The 18,177-nt window shown below is 34.0% G+C and carries 19 protein-coding genes; 4 read left to right on the top strand and 15 right to left on the bottom strand.

What is annotated here, in order from left to right:
• Positions 1-6: 6 nt before the first annotated feature.
• The 5 genes from DCC35_RS18705 to DCC35_RS18685 all read right to left on the bottom strand — a co-directional run bounded on the left by DCC35_RS18705 (position 7) and on the right by DCC35_RS18685 (position 6,251).
• The gene (locus DCC35_RS18705; protein ID WP_137092239.1) at positions 7-1,002 is read right to left on the bottom strand and encodes an endonuclease/exonuclease/phosphatase family protein; all 996 of its coding nucleotides are present in this window, start codon (positions 1,000-1,002) and stop codon (positions 7-9) included.
• 87 nt (positions 1,003-1,089) lie between these two features.
• Positions 1,090-1,695, bottom strand: a complete 606-nt coding sequence (locus tag DCC35_RS18700; protein ID WP_137092238.1) for a hypothetical protein — start codon at positions 1,693-1,695, stop codon at positions 1,090-1,092.
• Positions 1,696-1,844: 149 nt separating this feature from the next.
• Positions 1,845-2,921 (bottom strand): proline iminopeptidase-family hydrolase, encoded by a 1,077-nt coding sequence (locus DCC35_RS18695; RefSeq protein ID WP_137092237.1) that lies wholly within the window; start codon positions 2,919-2,921, stop codon positions 1,845-1,847.
• A gap of 69 nt (positions 2,922-2,990) precedes the next feature.
• Complete coding sequence (locus tag DCC35_RS18690) at positions 2,991-4,940, bottom strand: S9 family peptidase (RefSeq protein WP_137092236.1); 1,950 nt, start codon at positions 4,938-4,940, stop codon at positions 2,991-2,993.
• Between the two features lie 117 nt (positions 4,941-5,057).
• The gene (locus tag DCC35_RS18685; RefSeq protein WP_137092235.1) at positions 5,058-6,251 is read right to left on the bottom strand and encodes an acyltransferase family protein; all 1,194 of its coding nucleotides are present in this window, start codon (positions 6,249-6,251) and stop codon (positions 5,058-5,060) included.
• A gap of 244 nt (positions 6,252-6,495) precedes the next feature.
• Between DCC35_RS18685 and DCC35_RS18680 the strand changes: the two genes are divergently transcribed.
• Together DCC35_RS18680 and DCC35_RS18675 are read left to right on the top strand one after the other, a co-directional pair.
• Complete coding sequence (locus DCC35_RS18680; RefSeq protein ID WP_137092234.1) at positions 6,496-6,816, top strand: hypothetical protein; 321 nt, start codon at positions 6,496-6,498, stop codon at positions 6,814-6,816.
• A 47-nt stretch (positions 6,817-6,863) separates the two neighbouring features.
• Positions 6,864-7,826 (top strand): sodium-dependent bicarbonate transport family permease, encoded by a 963-nt coding sequence (locus DCC35_RS18675; protein WP_137092233.1) that lies wholly within the window; start codon positions 6,864-6,866, stop codon positions 7,824-7,826.
• Positions 7,827-7,916: 90 nt separating this feature from the next.
• Here DCC35_RS18675 and DCC35_RS18670 read toward each other — a convergent pair whose 3' ends face one another.
• Genes DCC35_RS18670 through DCC35_RS18655 form a run of 4 tightly spaced genes read right to left on the bottom strand, consistent with a single transcriptional unit; the run spans position 7,917 to position 10,299 of the window.
• Positions 7,917-8,282 carry a DUF4870 domain-containing protein gene (locus tag DCC35_RS18670; RefSeq protein ID WP_217495890.1) on the bottom strand — a complete coding sequence of 122 codons (366 nt, stop codon included), beginning with the start codon at positions 8,280-8,282 and terminating at the stop codon, positions 7,917-7,919.
• A gap of 11 nt (positions 8,283-8,293) precedes the next feature.
• Positions 8,294-8,914: a hypothetical protein gene (locus DCC35_RS18665; RefSeq protein ID WP_137092232.1), complete on the bottom strand. Its 621-nt coding sequence runs from the start codon at positions 8,912-8,914 to the stop codon at positions 8,294-8,296.
• Between the two features lie 15 nt (positions 8,915-8,929).
• The gene (locus tag DCC35_RS18660) at positions 8,930-9,442 is read right to left on the bottom strand and encodes a hypothetical protein (protein WP_137092231.1); all 513 of its coding nucleotides are present in this window, start codon (positions 9,440-9,442) and stop codon (positions 8,930-8,932) included.
• Between the two features lie 11 nt (positions 9,443-9,453).
• A complete protein-coding gene (locus DCC35_RS18655) occupies positions 9,454-10,299 on the bottom strand; it encodes a DUF4412 domain-containing protein (protein WP_137092230.1) in 846 nt (281 codons plus the stop codon).
• A gap of 116 nt (positions 10,300-10,415) precedes the next feature.
• Here DCC35_RS18655 and DCC35_RS18650 point away from each other — a divergent pair, with 116 nt between their 5' ends.
• Together DCC35_RS18650 and DCC35_RS18645 are read left to right on the top strand one after the other, a co-directional pair.
• On the top strand, positions 10,416-10,976 hold the full coding sequence (locus DCC35_RS18650) for an RNA polymerase sigma factor (RefSeq protein WP_137092229.1): 561 nt from the start codon (positions 10,416-10,418) through the stop codon (positions 10,974-10,976).
• Positions 10,969-11,688: a tetratricopeptide repeat protein gene (locus tag DCC35_RS18645; protein ID WP_137092228.1), complete on the top strand. Its 720-nt coding sequence runs from the start codon at positions 10,969-10,971 to the stop codon at positions 11,686-11,688. The genes DCC35_RS18650 and DCC35_RS18645 overlap by 8 nt, the downstream gene beginning before the upstream one ends.
• On the opposite strand, the gene DCC35_RS18640 is transcribed toward DCC35_RS18645, so the two are convergent.
• The 6 genes from DCC35_RS18640 to DCC35_RS18615 form a co-directional block, all read right to left on the bottom strand.
• Positions 11,675-14,500, bottom strand: a complete 2,826-nt coding sequence (locus tag DCC35_RS18640) for a CHAT domain-containing protein (protein WP_137092227.1) — start codon at positions 14,498-14,500, stop codon at positions 11,675-11,677. The two genes, DCC35_RS18645 and DCC35_RS18640, sit on opposite strands and share 14 nt — an antisense overlap.
• A 51-nt stretch (positions 14,501-14,551) precedes the next feature.
• On the bottom strand, positions 14,552-15,190 hold the full coding sequence (locus DCC35_RS18635; protein WP_137092226.1) for a hypothetical protein: 639 nt from the start codon (positions 15,188-15,190) through the stop codon (positions 14,552-14,554).
• A gap of 177 nt (positions 15,191-15,367) precedes the next feature.
• Positions 15,368-15,892, bottom strand: a complete 525-nt coding sequence (locus DCC35_RS18630) for a methylated-DNA--[protein]-cysteine S-methyltransferase (RefSeq protein ID WP_217495889.1) — start codon at positions 15,890-15,892, stop codon at positions 15,368-15,370.
• 93 nt (positions 15,893-15,985) lie between these two features.
• Positions 15,986-16,501 carry a hypothetical protein gene (locus DCC35_RS18625; RefSeq protein WP_137092224.1) on the bottom strand — a complete coding sequence of 172 codons (516 nt, stop codon included), beginning with the start codon at positions 16,499-16,501 and terminating at the stop codon, positions 15,986-15,988.
• Between the two features lie 189 nt (positions 16,502-16,690).
• Positions 16,691-17,539, bottom strand: a complete 849-nt coding sequence (locus tag DCC35_RS18620) for a zinc-dependent peptidase (protein ID WP_246070084.1) — start codon at positions 17,537-17,539, stop codon at positions 16,691-16,693.
• 64 nt (positions 17,540-17,603) lie between these two features.
• A complete protein-coding gene (locus DCC35_RS18615) occupies positions 17,604-18,149 on the bottom strand; it encodes a hypothetical protein (protein WP_137092223.1) in 546 nt (181 codons plus the stop codon).
• Positions 18,150-18,177 lie beyond the last annotated feature (28 nt).

The following is an 18,177-nucleotide window of genomic DNA, read 5'->3' as shown; positions in this document are numbered from 1 at the left end:
AGAGATTTAAAGAACCAATTCAACAAAAATACCAAAGTGGTCCGACGTAGTTTTAGGTAATCTTTCGATTTTGTTAAGTTTAAATTCTTTTGTTACAAAGACATGATCTAATGGCCATCTGGTGAGAAAATTATGTGCATTAAAACTATTGTAAAAGCCTCTGCCTATTCGGACATCCATCAATTTATCATTGGTGCCTGTAAGACCATCCGTATATGACCAAACAACATCATTGATATCTCCTGCAACAATTGTTGGTGTGTCTGTGTTTTCAATTTTTTCTCCTAACTTTTTCATCGCTACTTCTCTTTGGCCTTCATTATCAGGAAGGTGTTCGAAATGAATAGGAGGGACAGGATGTATTGTGAATAATAAAATATCTTTTCCATTATCGAGAGTGATAACGCTTTCAAATGACGGGACATTTTCATTTTCGAAGTAGTGGACATTAATTTCTTTAAATGGGAATTTACTGTATAGACACATGCCATATGTTAAGTCATTTATTACTTTCTTCGAATGAGGATATTCTTTTTCAATAACTTTAAGTTGATTGTCCCACCATTGATCTACCTCCATTGCAAGGAAAAGGTCAGGTTCAATTTTTCTAACCTGGTCGACAACAGGTTGAGCTTTTCTGTTTTTCATTTTTACATTCATCAACACCATGCTGATTCTATCCTCTTCAACGTGTTCTATTGTTGCATCAGGAACTTCCTTAGATACAATTGGGGTATAATGAATTAAATAGAATAATTGGATTGTTAAAGTGATCACGAAACAAACCAACATTATGCTGTCATACTTTTTTCTTGACTTATTGATAAGCATATAGATTAGCAGTCCAAATAAAGCAGCAAGAAAAAACTGTATTCGAGCAAAATCAAGGACTTTTAAAAAGGGGATATCAATATTTATTATAATGGAAAGTATAGAGCCTATAGTTAGAATAATGGCTAAACTAAAGAGTATCCAGTAAAAAATCTTATTAAGTTTTTTCATTTTTCAGGGTTATAAATAGCTTACACTCAATGTAAACAAATATATCCCTATATAAAATTTTTACTAATCATATTAAATAGCACTGGATCACCCCAGATTATCAATAGGTTTCTTTGCTTTTAAGCTTTCTCGCTTACTATAAATTAAAGTAACCACTAATAATGAAATGAAAATAAAAGCTGCTAAGAATTTATTGTAGGCTGTTATACGACCAATAAACCCGGAAGTGTTATCAGTTAAAATTATTACGGTTTGGAATAGGTAATAATTGATATTGAGGATAATGACGATTTCTACAATCCTGACTGTCCATCTATGACGTTTTAGTAACATCAATCCGGCAATAATATTTATTACACCCAGAGCTAACCCGAAAAGACAAAAATTCCTCATCCATTTCATTAATAAGTAGGAAGGTTCGCTTTGTTCTGCTGTATTGTAATGCACATTTCGATCATACAAGCCGGGTACGTCAAGCCCCTGGTTGATTAATTCAGAATTTTTATCCCGGTTAGATGAAGCAGAAGAATTTGACAGGCTGTCCATTTTGACAGACATATTGGCTGAGCGGGGATTTTTAAAATTAGATTCGGTATTAGTTAATGATGAGTAATTAGAAAACAGGCCGAATAATCCCAGGAGAATTAAAATAATTCCCACTGTAATACCCCATTGTGGTGATTCGGTTTTCATATTTCATTTGTTTAAACCGAATGATTTATATAAAAAAGTTGATCCTGTTAATAATAAATATACGAAAATTTCGTTTAAGCCGGAAGAGAAATTTTGTTTATATAGGAGCTAATAAGGGATGCTCTGAACTCAAAGCATCCCGATATTGATTACATTTTTTGAAAATTACCTGAATCAACATCCTTAATGAACTTAATCAAACCATTAAAGAATGTCTCCTGATCATCATATTGTGATAAATGACTACCATCCGGGCAAAGTAGAAAATCTGAATAAGGTATTTCAGAAGCCATCCATTCCATATGCTTCGGATCCATGGTGTCGTGACTACTTCCGATTACCAAGGTTGGCACTTTGATCTCGGAAATATTTTGTGTTCTATCCCATTCTTTTAAGGTAGCATCGCCTGATATGCCAAATTCACTATAACCCTGCATATAGATATATACTTCAGGGTTCATGTGTTTTAACCCGCGGTTTACTGCTTCCGGCCACTGGTCGATCGGTTTCCTTAAAACATGTTCAGTGTAGTGGTACTCCATTAATAATTCTGCATATCTGGGATTCTCATAATCTTCGTTTTTTTCCATCTCCATAACCTCCTTCAAGACCTCAGGAGGTAATTGCGGGCCGAGTACTTCATGTGCATATTTATTGTATTCAGGAATACTTGCCATCATATTGCTAATTATCAGGCCTTTCAGGTTATTTTGATATTTTAAAGCATATTCCATGGCCAAAATACCTCCCCACGACTGACCGAAAAGGTAAAAGTTTTCACTATCCAGGTTCAGGGCTTTTCTGACCTGTTCAACTTCATCAACAAATCGTTCGATTGTCCACAAAGTAGTGTCGCTTGGCTGATCACTATAATATGAGCCTAATTGATCATAATAGATGAATTCAATACCTTCTTGTGGGAACCACGAATTAAAACACTCGTATATTTCATGTGTCATTCCCGGACCTCCATGCAGCAAAAGAACCTTTATTTTAGGATTGTTTCCCATTGTCCTTGTCCAGACTTTGAATTCACCCTTAGGAGTGTTGATTGGAATCATCTTAATCCCGCCGGTATATTTCAAGTCCTCATTGGGATAACTCCAGTATTCATTTAAAGAAAGTGTATTGCTTGCTTCGCTCTTTTTAGTTTTAGTGTTGCTATTTTCAGATTGAGTGCAGCTAAACATTATCAAAGTCAATAATAAAAACAAATACCTTTTCATAAATTTCGATTTTGGATAGTTATTTAACAAAATAAAAAAACTCTGGAATTAGTTCCGGAGTTTTTATTATCAGCCTTCTGCCTTCATTTGTTCAGGTTCATTTTCAACTTTTGCACCATCACCTTTAAGGTAGGTGTTCAGGAAGTCAAGAATTTTCCCATACCCTTCAATTTTATTTTCCTTTTTAACAAAACCGTGTCCTTCATCTTCAAAAAGAACGTATTCGACTGGAACACCATTTTTCCGAACTTCTTCGACAATCTCATCCGATTCAACCTGCAATACTCTTGGGTCGTTAGCGCCCTGTAGTACCATGATGGGATTTTTAACATTTTCAGCATGGAATAGTGGAGATATCTCTCTTAACCTTACTGAATCCTCAGAAAATGGATCGCCTAATTCTGTATATAGTGCTTCTCTCTGAGCTTCCCAGTAAGGAGGGATCGATTTTAATGTTCTTAACCAGTTAGTTACACCAAAGATATTTACTCCAACATCAAATTCCTCCGGCGCGAATGTCATGGCTGCCATGGTCATGTAGCCACCGTAGCTTCCTCCAATTATTCCAATTCTGTCTGCATCAATGTATGATTTATCAGCCAGCCATTTTTTACCCCAAATACAATCTTTAAGATCTTTATCTCCATGGTTTTTATCATCCATTTTATAAAAAGTTTTTCCATAACCACTACTTCCGCGATTATTTACTGCCAGTATTGCATACCCATGATTGACCAGATATTGAATTAAAGAAAAATATCCAACTCTTGACTGACCTCCCGGACCACCATGTACCCAAACTAATGCGGGAACCTTGTTATCTTCAGTTGCAACTTTTGGCTTGTAATAAATAGCAGGGATTTCCGTGCCATCAAAAGATTTATATCTTATCACCTCAGCAGAAACAAGATCGGAAGCGTCTATCTCATCATTTAAGCTATTTGTGAGCTTCGTTAATTCTTCATTTTCTATATTATACACATATAAGTCTGATGGTGATTTGGATGATCCGACTGGCATCATCATTTTGTTTTCACTATCTGATATACGTACATATCTGACACTACCATCCTCGAAATCAGGGAAATCTACTTTTTCATCTGTTTCGTTGTTAGTTACAACAAGAGAGATCTTTCCATCTTCGTTAATTCCTGTAACTCGATATTTGTCATTTTTACTTAAGTAACTATAACTTACATCCCAGTTTGTTTCATAAACAACTTCCTCTTCACCGGTTTCTATATTATATTTTTTAAGATACATAAATTCTTTTCCATCATCTGTTCGATAAAAGAAATGCTTATCATCATTACTGAATCCTGAGCTTCGGTATGATCCCTTATTTTTGGAGATTTCCGTCATTTTTCCATTCTCAGTATTGAGCAGGTAAAGCTCATTTTCACTAGTCGTAATGGGCTTAGCCAGTACCATATATTTTTCATTGTGAGATATTCCTTCAAAGAAATAACCATCTTCATTTTTATAAATCATTTCAGGCTCCCATTTGCCAATTTCCATTTTATAAACATCGAAATATTTTGGGTCACGTTTGTTGGAACCATAGATCATTGATTTTTCATCTTCGGACCATCTATAGAAATTCGCCTTTTCCTTTTCGCCAGTTGTTAGTTCTGTAGTACTACCATCACGAGACAGTAAATACAAATGATCTAATTCATCACCGCCCTTATCAGCAGAATAGATAATGTCATTTGTACCGGGCACATACCCTTCTACAAAAATGGATTCTTCCGTAGAATTGGTTATTTGCTCTTTACTTTGATCTGCTATATTGATTTCGTAAATATTATATATCCCAGTTACGTTGCTGGAAACTAAAAGTTTTGATTCATCCTTTGAAAAATAACCTCCGTTATAGAGAGTATTTGATTCGAATTGTTCAATGGTATATAATTCAGGAGCAGATTCAGTGTTTGTAGTTTCTTTTTCTTCGGTCTCCTGTCCACAGGAAAAGGTCAGAATGACCGGTAGAAGAAAATAAGTTAATCGGAATTTCATAATTATAGTTGTTGATTTTAGTGGTTAATTAGCATTATCGCTTTTAATTAAACTTAAAATAGCAGGAATAATATTGAAATCCAATTGTTTGTTTATCAGAGGTTTATTTATTGAATTTTATAATTTGATAAATACTTTCTTTCTATATAAAATATGCAGAGGTATGAATAGAATGAATAAATATAAAAAAGAGTAAATCAATGATGATAATTTCAGAGGAACCCTCTGTCCGTGCAACCAGTCCATAAATACATTATTTAATTGCAACCCTAGTAACTCTTCCCTGTAGAAGATATATAGAAAAATAAAGGAAAGAACATAGGCTGTAATTGCATTCGTACCGTAAACACGTGGGAAATATAAATACTTGTCGAAACCTTTTATATCTATAAAGAAATAACAAATTGCCAGCATTAAAAGAGCAGCCCCGCCTGTGACAAGTACAAATGAAGAGGTCCATAAATGCTTATTAAGTGGAATATAAATACTTAAGATTATTCCTGCGATAAGCAGAAATAAGCCAGTTATTATTAGAAACCTGGTTCTGGCATTCTCTGAGATTAATCTTTTAAAATACCGTCCTGTGATTGCTCCGGTAATTGTCGTGATTATTGCCGGAAAGGTGCTTAGTAAACCTTCAGGATCCCATGATTTTTCATATAATGTTCCGGGTAATACTTGACGGTCGATATATGCAGATAAATTAATTCCCGGTTGCATATTTGGAGCAATATAATCTTTAGAGAAAAAATCAATTGTAACTGGTGTATAACCTCCTGCACGGGGAATCTGGTTAGTTTTTATAGCCTGTTGGATTGTTTCATCGATTGGGACAGGTATAAAATGAAGAATAAAACTATACCCGAGTAAGACCATCAGACTTATTAAAATCAAACTTTTGTTACCGAGGTTGAGGTAAAGTACAGCTGTAATTAAAAAGCATACTGATATTCTTTGTAAAACTCCCGGCCATCTCAATTCTTTCAAAGTCGGATTGAACATTAACCAGAGAAATAAGCCGACAATAAAAATTTTTAACGCACGCAGGATAATTTTTTTATAGATCGATTTGTCGGTTATAGCTATTGGTTTTTCAAGAGATAACGAAATAGAAAAGCCAACAATAAACAAGAAAAAAGGAAAAATTAAGTCTGTAGGTGTAAGACCATGCCAGTTTGCGTGTTGAAGCGGAGGATACATATAAGACCAGCTCCCGGGGCTATTGACTATTATCATAGCCATAATAGTTAATCCTCTGAATACATCCAGGGAGATTAGCCTTTGTCTTTTTCGAATATTTGAATAGTTCACAGGTTATCTTCGACTCTATTAACTAAAACAAGCTACTTAATAGCTATAAATCTTTATAAGATAGAAATACTTCATTCAGTTTAATTATGTATTCTATAATAAATCCTAATGATTGGAATGTAACGCTTTGTTAATCAGGTTTTTGCAATTAAATATAAATTAAGTTTATTATTTTCATATAATGTATAAATTATTATACATGTATTTTACTTTTCATTTTTGCATAAACAAAAATATATGTAAAATGGAAAATTCATTAAGTGTTATGTCAGAGGAGTACGGTACATTAGCTGACAAAAAAGATTACAAACTAATTGATGGTAAGTTTTCGGTCGAAGAAGCTAAAGATGTATTAAGCGCATTATTCAGAAACAAGATTAAATTTCATCAGCAGCAGAGGTTGTCGATTTATGAAAGAGAGGGTAGGGATACCACAGCAACTAAAAAGAGGATAGCAGAATTAAAGGAAGAAAGAGAAAAGGTAAGAGAAATGTTAAAAGCCATTGAAGGCGAAGATGTGACAATTGAGATCAATGGCAGGGTTGAAGTTAAAGTATTGAAATAGTCAGGAGCATTTTTTAATACTTCAAACTTTTTAACTCTTATCGAATAATGAATATTAATCTACTGATTGATAATCTTACGAACCCGGCATTGCTATTTTTCTTTTTAGGGATAATAGCAGTAATCTTAAAAAGTGATCTGGAAATACCTCCGAATTCTTCAAAGTTTATATCGTTGTATTTGCTTTTTTCTATTGGATTTAATGGGGGGCAGGAATTAGCTCATAGTGACTTGGGAATGGAAATTGCCCTTTCATTATTGTTTGGGATCTTCCTGGCACTGATAGTTCCTTTATATACCTTTTTTATCCTGAAAAAGCGGTTGGGGGTATTCAATGCAGGTGCTATTGCCGCTGCTTATGGATCGATCAGTGCTGTGACTTTTGTAACAGCAGTTTCCTTTCTGGAAATTCAGAAGATTGATTTTGGGGGTCATATGGTAGCAGTTATGGCATTAATGGAAGCCCCGGCGATCATTGTAGGTGTTTTACTTATGTCGGTTTATAACCGGGATAAAGAAGCAAGTATCGATTGCGGTAATATGATCAAACACTCAATGACTAACGGAAGTGTCCTGCTGATTCTGGGTAGTTTGGTGATTGGATTTCTCGCAGGAGAAAAACAGGCTGAGGGAATCATGCCATTTACTTCAGATATATTCAAGGGCTTTCTTGCGGTGTTTTTACTGGATATGGGAATTGTGAGTGGAAAGAAACTATCTTCATTTTGGGAAAATGGCTGGTTTCCGTTTCTATTCGCCATAGTTGTACCATTTATTAATGGTGTCATTGTAGCGATAATCAGTGGTTTTGTTACTCAAAGTGATGGCAATAGGTTGCTTTTTACGGTGTTGGGTGCAAGTGCTTCTTATATAGCTGTTCCCGCTGCGATGAAAATGGCAGCTCCTAAGGCCAACCCGGGATTGTATATTCCAATGGCTCTTGCAGTGACATTCCCATTTAACATTACGCTGGGATTACCTTTATATTTACAGATAATAAGAGCTTTCTAGGGTAATAACCATCCTAACTCGATCCCTGTTAAATGAAAAGAGACTGTCATTACCAGACAGTCTCTTTTTTACAGTTATTCATAGTTGAATTCAGCCAACGTTCTCAAACCATTCAGCATATTTTTCGCCTAATATAGGAACCGGCTTCATTTTGCTTTTAGATGCATTTAAAATACCTACTACCCACATATAAAGGAGTACGAAAATTGCTATTATATTGATGATCCATCCTACTACAGGGATCATGCCGATAATTCCTAAAGCCAATCCGGTGACTCCAAGTCCCAGTGATTGCCTGATGTGGTAAGAGGCAAATTCACTCTTTTTATCATTATTCATCACGAAGGCTATGATTAAGCCGATCAAAGTGATATAAGATATAATACCGATGTTTTTACCTTCTTTATCTACCGCTTCAGTCGATTTAGTCGATTCCATTGTATTTAAGTCTTCCATTTGTCTTTAATTTATTCTGCCATGTCAGACAGTGATTCAAAATCTAATTTATCAACCAGATCCCATGCCTGATCCGGTTTTGTTTTTGACGCTTTGACCATCACGCTAAAACGATCATTGTATACAAATTGCAGGTGTGTCACGTCTCTTTTCTTATAATAGGTTTGCAAAGCCTTCTGACCATCTACCGTTACCGTTTTAAGGTGTTTTCGTTCATCTTCTTCTTCGCGATCCATATTCGCAACCATGTTCATTCCCATTAGTAATGAACTACCTACTTCGCCTGCACCATCCATTACTTCCACTTTTAATTCTCTGTCGTCTGCTTCAGATTTAAAGGTTCCTTCAATGGAACTAATATTCATATAACCGGCTTTCCCTACTTTGAAGCCCGTTCTGTCCATGCCACTCAATGATTCCGGCAACCATTGTTTTAACTGATCATTGGTCAGTGGTGTCAGCGTTTTTAGTTCATCACTTTTTTCTTTGGCTTCTTCAGCCTTACTGGCCATTTTGGTGACATTTGAGATGGTTTCAGAAGCTTCAGAAACTTTTTCCCTTGATTCCTCACTGCATGAAATAAAAATTGATGTCAGGAGTACTACTGTGAACATTTTAGTTATTGATTTCATTTTTTCTATTATTTGTTATTCGACATTAAATACAATTAAACCCCTGGAAATTTCGCCTTCGGATTCAACAGGGATAGCTTCCAGAATAATTTCATATTCTCCCGGGGCTAGCCGTCCGGTATTATTTTCATAGGCAAGTCCATCCTGCATATATCGTCCTAGTACAGGGACGAAATTGAAGGCTTCTGGTGAAAGAAACATATCTCCCGGGATATAAGGCATTGGTTCACGCTCTGAAGTATTAATCGTTTTACCATTGTGCTTTACAGTGGTTTTAAATTTGAAGAAATCAAACTTTGGTTTTCCAGGTAAAATTTCTTCTTCCGGTTTAGCATAATCTGCTCCCTCATAAAAGAAGATTATTTTGTTTTCTCCATCCCTGAATGATTTAAAAAGATTAACTACGTAAGGAGATTCAAGATCTAAACTGGTCCTGTCATCACCATTAATTGTTATTTTTCCATTTACATTTTGGGCATATAATGCCTGGGCTGATTGGATCAGCAAAACTATGATTAGATTTTTCATGGCTTTAAATATTAATTATTGATATAGTCTGATTTTTCTATGGTGAGCTTTTGTTTCTTGAGGTCTTTGCAGATCATTTTCATGGAATTATCGTCTTCTGTCCTTCCTACCATATCCATTTCCATCACAAGACCTTCTTTTTCTCCGTTTTTGATCCACTCTTTTTTCATCTCTTTAGGCATATTTTGGTTATTACCGACCACATCTCCAAAGCCGATATCCGGTTCGAAAGTGATATACATAATGATTATATGTTCCTCTGTTGTTATTTCATAACCTTTACATTCATACCCAAGGATAGTTTTGCCTTCGATTTCTTTCATAGTGTATTCCTCTTGCATACTTTCATTGACCACTGTACTATCCATATAAGCTGCATTTTTCATTGCAAATACAGATTTATTACCATTTTTGGAATTGAATATGGCAGTTAGGTCATTGCTATAATCATATACCATAAACATGTCGCCAGCCTTCTTAAAGGTAGCTCCAAAATATCCTGCATCTTTCATCAGGTAGTAATCCATTAATAGCTTGTCTTTTGACTCCGGAGTTTCCATTTCGAGAGTATATTTCCACTCGAAATAATACTTTTCCGGAAGCTCTTCAGCTCCGACCATTGTACCTCCCATCGGTACCGGAGAATTATTCTGTAATTCCATGGTGAAAAGCTCATTAAGCATTTCCTCAGTTTTCTTTTCTGCTTCATTAGCAACCTTATCGGATACAGCATCCGAGACTCCTCTTTCGACTTTGTCTTCGATGTCTTTTTTAAGCTTTTTTAGAAACTGACCCTGCACTTCAATACAGGACACTAATAAGACTATAATTATCAGATGGTATTTAAGCTTTTTCATAATGTAGTATTTTGCTTTTTACACTCATTTGTGTTTAAGCTTTTAAAAGGTTAACATCACTACCAATAAATTTTTATTTTTATAATGATGTTTACTTTTATCAATCGCAGCCATTAATGAATGACAAGGAAATTATTTCCGGGATTAAATCCGGCAATAAGACAATATTGAAAGATTTATACCTTGATAATAAGAATGATTTCGTCGGGTTTGCTCATAAATATAGTAGCGATGATATTTTGATTGAAGATATCTTTCAGGATGCGATCATTGTATTTTATGAAAAAGCGATCAGCGGTAAAATCGATTCGCTAAAATGCTCATTGAAGACCTATTTGTTTAGTATCGGAAAGTATATGATTTTCGATAAAAACAGGAAGTCAGTAAAGGAAGTACAGTCTGATGATCTGCAATATGTGTTAGATAGTCAGGATTATTATCTGATAGATGATCTTTCAACAGAAGAGGAATTAAGCCCTTATCAGGAAATGTTGTATGAACATTTCAAAAAGCTCGGTGAGAAATGCAGGAAGGTACTTCAAGCCTTTTATTATAAGGGACAAACAATCGAGGAAATAATGATTGAAGAGGGTTATGAGAACAAAAATGTGGTAAAAAGCCAAAAATCAAGATGTCTCAAAGCTTTAAAAGAAATGATAAATAAATCCCATGAATAAGGAAGAATTAATTGATCGTTACCTGGCTGGTGAACTCAACGAAGAGGAGAAATCCAACTTTAAGAAAATGATGGATGATGATCCTTCTATTGCTGAGGAAGTTAAATTTAGGAGGGAACTTAAACTAGCTATTAAGAAATCAGAGAGAACCCAGATTAAGGAAATGCTTTCTGCAACAGAAAAAGCTAGAGGTAAGTCTGTTAAGATTAACTGGCCGATGTATTTAGCTGCTGCTTCAGTAGCTTTTATTTTTATAACCGGATTATGGTTTTTTGTATTAAATGACAAACCTGATCCTGATGAACTTTATGTAGCTTATTATGCTCCATATGAAAATGTTGTTCATCCTATTGAGAGGAGTGAATCGATAGAGAATCTTGAAACTGAAGCATTTTTGGCTTACGAGCAGGGAAATTATAAGGAAGCAAGAGCGCTTTTTAGTAAGCTGGAAGTCGAAAGAAAGGACCCTTATATTCAGCTTTATCTGGGTATCACATTAATGTCTATGGAAGATTATTCACTGGCTACTGATTATTTTAATGAATATATAAAATCAGAAGGCAAATTAAAGGATAGGGCTTTATGGTATCTGTCACTTTCATACCTTAAAACAGGAGAATCCGGGAAAGCCATCCAAACTCTTAAAAAACTAATCGAAATGAATGGATATAATCGATATAAAGCGGAGGAATTACTTGCTAAGATCGAATAATCCTTTTTCTGGTTACATATGAAATTACAATCACGAAAATCGATGCAGCAAACAGATAAGTGATCCACGGTAATTCGTCATTTATTTCTTTTTGATTTCCAGAGGATACGAAAGCTGCCCAATAATATGGGTGTTTTAAAGCAGGATCAGAGGTCGATTCAAGATATCTTAATTTAGCATTTTTTAAAGCAACATCTTTAGTTTTTCCATCCTCGAGCTCTTCATAAAAATATTCCATTATCACAGAGGTTGACCTGTCATTGATCTTCCATAGGGAATTGACCAGAGATCGTACTCCCGCATAATAGAATCCTTTGGAGAGACTGATCATTCCTTCACCTTTTTCCAATTTTCCTATTCCTGTCTGGCAAGCACTAAGAGTGGCCATTTCGACATCTATATTCATATTGTAAAGGTCTTTTATGAAAAGGGTGTTCTCACTACTATCGCTTTTGCTAAATACCAGGTAACTATAATCCGGGTACAGATCATTTGCCGAAGCATGAGTCGCAAAATGGATGATTCGATAATTATTTACATGGGAACGGAAATTGGGTAGATCAGCTTCGTCACCGGTATAAAGAGTTGATGGGAAAAACTGACTTATATTTTCTATCTCTTCTTCATTATAAATTAATGAAATAAATCCATCTTTTTCGTAATTAAAGGATGGTGCAAAAGCCAGTATTTTATTTTCTTTTTTATCCCTTTCTGCATTTTTTAAACTATACAAAGAAGTAGCTGAGTTTGAATAGCTGACGCTATGATCTTTCAGTAAAATCTCATTTCCGTTTTTGTTTAAAACTTCAAAAGGGAGGTAATTTAAAATCCCATCTCTGATTACTGTAAGCCTTTCTTCCTCGATTTCTTCCGGAAAAAGTATTTTGCTTAGTTCATTAATTAAATTTGTTTCACTACTAGTTAAGCCATCAACTGACGGAGAAGTTAAAGACGAATAAACTTCTTTTACTTTCCGTTCGAAATCCTTGGTAAGGACAATTTTATCAAAATCAACAGCTTCTTTCTTTATAGTAAATCTGAAAATATGATCTTCTGTCAAAACATAATAAATCATCTCTGAATTTTCATCCAGTAGCTCCTTTTGAACCTTCTCTATGTTTATCACAGAGGTGTTAAATTTCAAGTCATAATAACGCGGATAATGATTTCTTAAGCTGTCCAGGTAATCGTAATATTTTAGTTTTATTTCATTTAATTGAGAATTAAGTGCAGAAATCTTTTTTTCTGACCTCTCATCAAATAGCTCTTTTTCAAGTGTTAATATTTTCTGTCTGAAGATAGATTCTTTATTGATCACTTTTTCAGGTACCTCTGCATATTTTATTGCTCTGGTTTGTCTAATCGCATCGAGGAGTATAAGATCTTTACTCTTTTCAGCAGCAGTAAAAGCCAATTCCATAAAGCTATAGTCGTTTTCTTTGGTATAACCTGAATGTCCCAACTCAATTATTGCGTGGAATATTGGTAAAGCCTTATTAACCAGGTACTGCTTGTCGATTTTACTATCAAATTCTTTTTTTAGCAGATCAAAAGTTTTAAAAATAACATTCGCAGACTCCTTAGCCAGATTAAGTGATTTTTGGTTATTATTATTTTTATAATCTGAGAATAGCAATTTCACCCTGATTTCAAGTAGGTCAAGATAAAGTCGTTTACTATATACTTCTCCGGGATCAGGGAGAGAGTATTCTTTTTTTGTATTACTGGTAATAGTATTCAGTGCTTTTTCAGTGGACTGTATACCTCTTGTTATTTCTCCTCGCTTTAGATAATACTCAGCTATCTTCAGGTGAATTAATGAAATATCCTGATGAGGTTTACCATCGTGATATTCAGTGTATTTAGTTAATGCCTTTTCATAATAATTTATTGCTTTTTTATCTTCGTTGAGTTCTGAGTATATATCCCCATAAAGCATTAAGATTTTTTTGTAAAAGGGATCTTTATCAATTAAGATCTCTTCACTTTGCTGTAAATAATTAAGTGCCTTTTTATAATTTTCCTGCTTTAAGTAATTACCAGCAGTTTTATCATAAGCAGTTATAAGGTTGTTTTTAAACATTTTTTTATCCTTATACATCTTTGTATAAGTTTTAATGACTTCGTCAAATAAATTATTTGCCTCATCATATTTTTCCATTTCAACATACAGCTGAGCGGTAAGTAGTTTTGTGGCTGCAATCGAGACTTCCTCATTCTTAACAATATCCGGGTTGTTTCTAATTAACATTATGGCCTTTTCGTAATACTGGTCAGACAATTCGTATTTACCGGTATTTTTATAGATCGAAGCGAGGAAATTACATGTACTTAAAAGCGTCTCCCCTTTTTGTTTATTCAGGCTATCAGTTTGTTGTGTTGAAAGATCATTGTAGAGCTTTTGGAAAGACAACTTTGATTTTTCGTACTCTTTGATTTTATAATAGTAGTTGCCTTCATTTAAAAGTTGATTTTGCCTGTAAACTTGTAAGTCGGTAGATAAGGAATCAGGATTAACAGAGTTCAAAAGTCCGTTATTTATGTTTAAATAAACAAAATATCTTTCCAGCTCATAATGATAACCCGATGTGAAAATCAGATATTCTAAAATCTGTATTTGTGTTTCTATATCTCCAGATTCCTGGGCAAGTTCAAGGGCAGCTAAAAAGTAATGAGAGGCACTATCATAATTTGTATAGATATAATTATACCCTGCATAAAAGTTTTCGCTAATCTTTTCATCGATGTTTTGGGAATGAACCTCGAATGAAAAAAAAGAAAGATAAAGAAGAAAGAAAAAAATCTTTTTCATAAAGAAAAGCCCTTATGAAAATAAGGGCGTTGAAAATAAATTAAATTATAATCAATTTACTATAACGGGAATCTCATAAGTTATTTCACCACCTGCAGGTTCAAAAAACTTGGTCACTTTTAATGTGAATTCCCCCTCTGAATTACTTTCGTAAAGATAATTTATTCTGTATGGGTCTTCGGATTCGTACACATCAGTAACTTCACCGATCGATTCATTATCATTATTTACAATTGAAAAACTTATTTCTCCTTGTTCTTCAGTAGCGCTAAAAACATGTTCTATAAGTACATCAATAGGGCAGTTTCCGTATTCACATGGATTTGGTTTTGGTGGTGGTGGAAGCGGATCAATTTTTAATGCTACATAATCCAGATATTTTTCATTTAAGGCTATCTCTTCTTGAGTTGCTTCTAATTCGGGAATAGCATTTTCATTACCATTTTCGATTTCTTCCATTAATTGAGCTTCCTTTTCCCTTAGTCGGTAAAGTTCATTATTAAGGAATTGCTCATGAATAAACCATTCATAAGTTTCAGGAGCTTCTTCCCTGTTAGTCAGGTTTTGGGATTCAGCAGATGCTTTTTCTGGATTTAGGTCCCGTGATACTGGATCGATCGTTTCCGTGTTTGAACATGCTACGAATAATATCAATAGCATTGTTTTAGATAGTAAGATTAAATTTTTCATGGTTCTTTATCTTTTACCCTTTAATGGTTTAAGATGTTAATGGTTAACAGATTGATTGAAAAAAATATTTACACTATCGAAATATGGGAGCTGTAATATATAAAAAAATCAACTTCTTTTTATGGGAAATGTATTATTAAATATTAGAAAGATTATAATAGTGACATGTTTTGGTTTTTAAAACAATGACATCTGATGATCAAAATTGACTCCCTCCAGCTTTAAAAGCTCTTTTTTTACTTTTAAGCCACCAGCATATCCAACCATGCTACCGTCCGAGCCAATAATTCTGTGACAGGGAATAATCAGGGCAATTGAATTGGCTCCATTGGCAGATGCAATCGCACGGATTGCTTTGGGATTTTTGGCTTTTTCAGCTAACTCTAAATAAGAAATTGTTTCTCCATAGGGAATCTCCATTAATTTTTTCCAAATATCAATTTGAAAATCGGTACCAATCATTTTTAAAGGGAGATCAAAAGACACTCTTTTATTTTGGAAATACTCATCTAATTGAAGGGTTGCGGTATTTATAGTTTGAGAATCACCCGGTTGAAATTCAGATTTTAATGATTTTTTAATTCGAGAATCAATAGAGGTCCTCATTTTTCTGTATTTCCAGTCACATAAGCATAATTGTTCTTTGTAGGAGCCCAGGATAATTTCACCGAATGGAGATTGATATGATTTTATTGTGATCATTTTTGAAATATAAAAAAAGGCTCAATCAAATTGAGCCTTTTTAATTTTATTTTTCATTGACTGGTAATCCAGTCAATAGAACTAAATCAAATCTTAAAGATTATCATTAGATGCAAGAGTGATTTCTCTAACGATTTCAGTAGTTGTTTCGAAACCTTGGATCTCTTGAGTCTCTTTGATTTGGTATTTGATTCTAAGAGTTGTCTCTGTTAACTCTACGATCTGGTACTCCATTGCTGCGTCCGCGCTTCCGAAAGTGATTTTATTTCCACTTACTGTATAATCTCCATCAAATTCCGAGATATAGCTAACAGAACTGCTTTGCGGATCAAAACCAGGGATAATAATCTCTGTGTTAAAACTACCGTTATGAGTCACTGCATTTGGCTCAGCAGTAAAAGAAACTGTCATAGTTCCATCAACATAAGTTTCAGTGGTCTTTTGCGAAACACCCATTGCTGAAACTGAAGTTTCTTCAGTATAACCTGATACTGTGTAATCTCCAGGAAGTAATGTTGTGTCTACGCTAGGAGTATTTTCATCGTCTGAACAAGATGAAAAAATAATTAATGAAAGAAAAAATACTGATAATAATTTTGAAAAATTCATAGTTATTATTGTTTGGATAAAAAATTAGTTACTTTTTAAAAATTTTGGTTGAGCTCTTTATTAACCAGCGCGCAATATATCAAAGTTATATTGCAATGGTTGATGTTTTGAAAGAGAAATTTTATTCGTAAGATGTTTTTCTTCTTATAATTTAACGTGTTCTAAAAATAGTTAAATCATAGATTAGTTTTAGTTTATTCGGTATTTACTGTTAAGAATATCCTGGTTTAGAAGTTGTGCAACTGCAAAGTATAAATCTCTGTCAAACTCAAATAATTCTAACGGCTTCTCAAAAAAGTTTTCAATCGAAACAGCAAAAAACTCATGGTAATTTGTAGATGCATAGCCGCGGAACAGGTGTGAGTCGATCTTCTTTAATAATGCCATTTCGCGTAATGCAATGTATTTAAATCTTCTTATTGCCGATTCCGGAATGTAATTGTATTCTTTATTAACAATCTTATTCTCAAATTTTAATGCATGAGACATTTCATGAATTCCCAGGTTAATGCCATCAGTGTGATCCATGTATCCTTCAACAAAGTTTTTCCAGGATAGCACGATTAATCCTCGTAAATTGACTTCACCTTTATGGTATTTACCTGTAATCGTAGAATAATAATTGTCGGGATAAATCAATATTCGTGAGAAATGTTTAAAGTAAACCGATGGATATCCAAAAGTAATCTGAATGGCCGAAGCTGCTATTAATACTTTCATTTCCTCACTTACTTCAGTTAAACCACCTCTGGGAATGAATTGCTTTAGTGCTATAAATCGTTGAACTCTTTTTCTGAATTCTTCTTTTAGTTTTTCATCTGGTAAGTCATTGTAGTACTTAAAATATTTCTCAAGGATTTTTTTCCTGTGTACTGGTAGTTTATAAACAATCAGGAAGAAATTAACTAATGTTGGGAAAAAATAAATAAGCGTTGACCTGATGACGCTAAAAACCATACTAAAGAGTAATATGACCGGCAATGCAATAAAAACCAGTATTAGAAAGCCAAAAAGTAAAAACTCTAAAGTATCCGACATTCAAAAAAATAAGTCTTATGCCTAAAAAAAATATCAAAAATAAAAATTCAGTTTCAATAATAACTTATTTGGTTGTCAAATAGAATTCCATTACTCTAAAAATTATAAAAAATAAGAACACGATAGAAAATCGTATAATTCGATTTTTATTTAATTTAAAATTCGCTGGTAGTAATAATTTTGATACTGCCTCGTAAATATTCTTACGATTGTTCCAGAAAATATAGAGTATTATCATCTGATATAATATGGCTGCTTTTAAAGCTCCTCTATTCACTTCAAAGAAGATATCCTGAATAATTATGTTGACTAAAATGGTGGAAGTGAAAAAGCATCCAATTAATCTGGTAGGTTTAAAAAGTATTAGAATTCCGCCTGTTATTTCAAATATTCCGAGCAGTACGGCAAAGGTGGTGGAGTAACTATAAAATGTCCACATTAACTCCATTCCGGTTAGGTCCCCAACAGGAGTTTGAAGAATATCAGCATTTTCACTGAATTGCCAATATTTTGCACCACCGTAAATGAACATTGCTAATACCACTACCCAGGCAAGTGAATCTTCTATAATATCATTTATTCTATACCCTGCTATTTTTTTTAATCTCATTTGTAGAAAATTATAGAGGTAATTTTAT

It is taken from the genome of Mangrovivirga cuniculi (assembly GCF_005166025.1).
In the GTDB taxonomy this organism is placed as follows: domain Bacteria; phylum Bacteroidota; class Bacteroidia; order Cytophagales; family Cyclobacteriaceae; genus Mangrovivirga; species Mangrovivirga cuniculi.
The sequence above is the reverse complement of the archived record's forward strand: the minus strand, read 5'-3'. Positions and strand labels throughout refer to the sequence as shown.